This is a genomic window from Rhizobacter sp. (assembly GCF_031412075.1).
GTDB lineage: Bacteria > Pseudomonadota > Gammaproteobacteria > Burkholderiales > Burkholderiaceae_C > Rhizobacter.
In genome coordinates this window covers 1-2,158 of the sequence record NZ_JANOCG010000217.1, presented here as the reverse complement: position 1 = coordinate 2,158, position 2,158 = coordinate 1, and the positions used below count along the sequence as shown (strand labels likewise).

The 2,158-nt window shown below is 67.9% G+C and carries 3 protein-coding genes; all 3 read right to left on the bottom strand.

All coding sequences use genetic code 11. The annotated features are described in order from the left end of the window. The coding region (locus tag RMO40_RS07595; RefSeq protein ID WP_309718562.1) for a TetR family transcriptional regulator at positions 1-399 on the bottom strand (399 nt) is incomplete at its 3' end. An 86-nt stretch (positions 400-485) separates the two neighbouring features. Continuing rightward, positions 486-1,523, bottom strand: coding sequence for a dipeptide ABC transporter ATP-binding protein (locus RMO40_RS07590; protein WP_309718559.1), 1,038 nt, complete (start codon positions 1,521-1,523; stop codon positions 486-488). A gap of 93 nt (positions 1,524-1,616) precedes the next feature. After that, positions 1,617-2,158: oligopeptide/dipeptide ABC transporter ATP-binding protein (locus RMO40_RS07585; protein ID WP_309718555.1), on the bottom strand; the 542-nt coding region annotated here is incomplete at its 5' end.

The following is a 2,158-nucleotide window of genomic DNA, read 5'->3' as shown; positions in this document are numbered from 1 at the left end:
GTAGGCGTCGGACACCACCTCGAAATGCGGGCTGGGCAGGGCGCGCATGTCGTTGAACTGCATCATCGGGGCGTGGGTGCCACGGTCGATGTCGGCCAGCAGGGCCGAGTGCAGCCTGAAGAACTCTTGCACACGGTCTTGCAGGCTGCTCTTGAGCGCCGCTTTGTCGATGACGACGCGAAAGACTTCGATCGCGCGCAGGAAGCAGGCCGTGGCCAGGTCTTCTTTCTTGCGGTAGTAGTAGGTGACGCTGTTGGTCACCAGGCCCACGCTGCTGGCGATGTCGGCCAGGGTGGCCCCCTTCACGCCGTGCAGATTGAACAGGTTGGCGGCGGCGCTGAGGATGGCTTCACGCTTCTCCTGGAAGCGTTGTGTCTGAGCGGGTAGCGTCGCGGACATCGGGTCAGAGGGGGCGGGCTTGCGGGCGGCCATGGGGGAAGGGCCTCGAATTATGCCGCTGAGCCCGCGTGTGGCACGGGCTCGGCTCAGGCCACGGCCGCGCGCTTCGACACTGGCATGCTCACCGGCAACGACCCGTCGTGCAGGTGGCAGGCCACGGCGCGGTCACCGGCCATGTTCCTGAGCTGCGGGTCGAGTGTCTTGCAGATGTCCATGGCTTCGGGGCAACGCGGGTGGAAGCGGCAGCCCGAAGGCGGGCGCAGCGCGCTGGGCACCTCGCCCGTCACCACCACACGCGGGCGCGTCATCGCGATCTCGGGGTCGGCCCCCGGCACGGCCGACATCAGCGCGCGGGTGTAGGGGTGCAGCGGGCGCTGGTAGAGGTCGTCGCGCGCGGCGATCTCGACGATGCGGCCGAGGTACATCACCGCAATGCGGTGGCTGATGTGGCGCACCACCGCCAGGTCGTGCGCGATGAAGAGATACGACAGGCCCAGGCGCTGCTGCAGCTCGACCAGCACGTTGACCACCTGCGCCTGGATCGACACGTCGAGCGCCGACACCGGCTCGTCGCAGATGATGAGGCTGGGCTCAAGTGCGAGCGCGCGGGCGATGGCAATGCGCTGGCGCTGGCCGCCTGAGAACTCATGCGGGTAGCGGTCGGCCATGTCGGGCAAGAGGCCCACGGTCTTGAGCAGCTCGGCCACGCGCGCGCGGCGCTCGGTGGGGGTGCCGATGCGGTAGACGTCGAGCGGCTCGCTGACGATGTCGGCCACCGTCATGCGTGGGTTGAGCGAGCCATACGGGTCTTGGTAGACCATCTGCATGCGGCGGCGAAAGCGCCCGGTGCGCTTGTCTTGCGCGGTGATGTCGTCGCCTTCGAAAAACACCTTGCCGCTGGTGATGTCGAGCATGCGCAGCACGGCCAGGCCGGTGGTCGACTTGCCGCAGCCCGACTCACCCACGAGGCCCAGCGTTTCACCGCGGTTGAGGGTGAACGACACACCGTCGACGGCTTTCACCGCACCGACCTGCTTGCGCAGCACGGCACCGGCGAACACCGGGAAGTGGACCTTCAGGTCTTGGACCCGAAGCAGCGGTTGCTTGTTGTCTGCTTGAGTCATGCGACGCCCCACACCGTTCGGGCTGAGCCTGTCGAAGCCCTGGTGACATGCGAACGGCCCTTCGACAGGCTCAGGGCGAACGGAATACGGAATTCAGGCTGTGACATCGCGCAGGCAGGCCATGATGTGGTTGGGACCGATCGAGCGCAGCTTGGGGCGCTCTTCCGAACATTGCGCAATCGCATTGCGGCAGCGCGGAGCGAAGGCACAGCCCGGCGGCAGGCGCGACAGGTCGGGCGGCGAGCCCTCGATGGGCACGAGGCGCTGCGAGGCGTCGCCGTCGAGCCGCGGCACCGAGGCCAGCAGGCCACGGGTGTAGGGGTGGCTCGGGCGTTTGTAGAGATCGCGTGCCGAGGCCTGCTCGACGATGCGCCCGCCATACATCACCGCCACACGGTCGGCATAACGCGCCACCACGCCGAGGTCGTGGGTGATGAGAATGAGCGCGGCTTGCGTCTCGCGGGTCAGCTCCTTGAGCAGGTCAAGAATCTGCGCCTGCACCGTCACGTCGAGCGCGGTGGTCGGCTCGTCGGCGATGATGAGCCGGGGCTTGCAGGCCAGGGCCATCGCGATCATGGCGCGCTGGCGCTGGCCGCCCGAGTACTGGTGCGGGTAGGCACCGGCCCGCGCGGCGG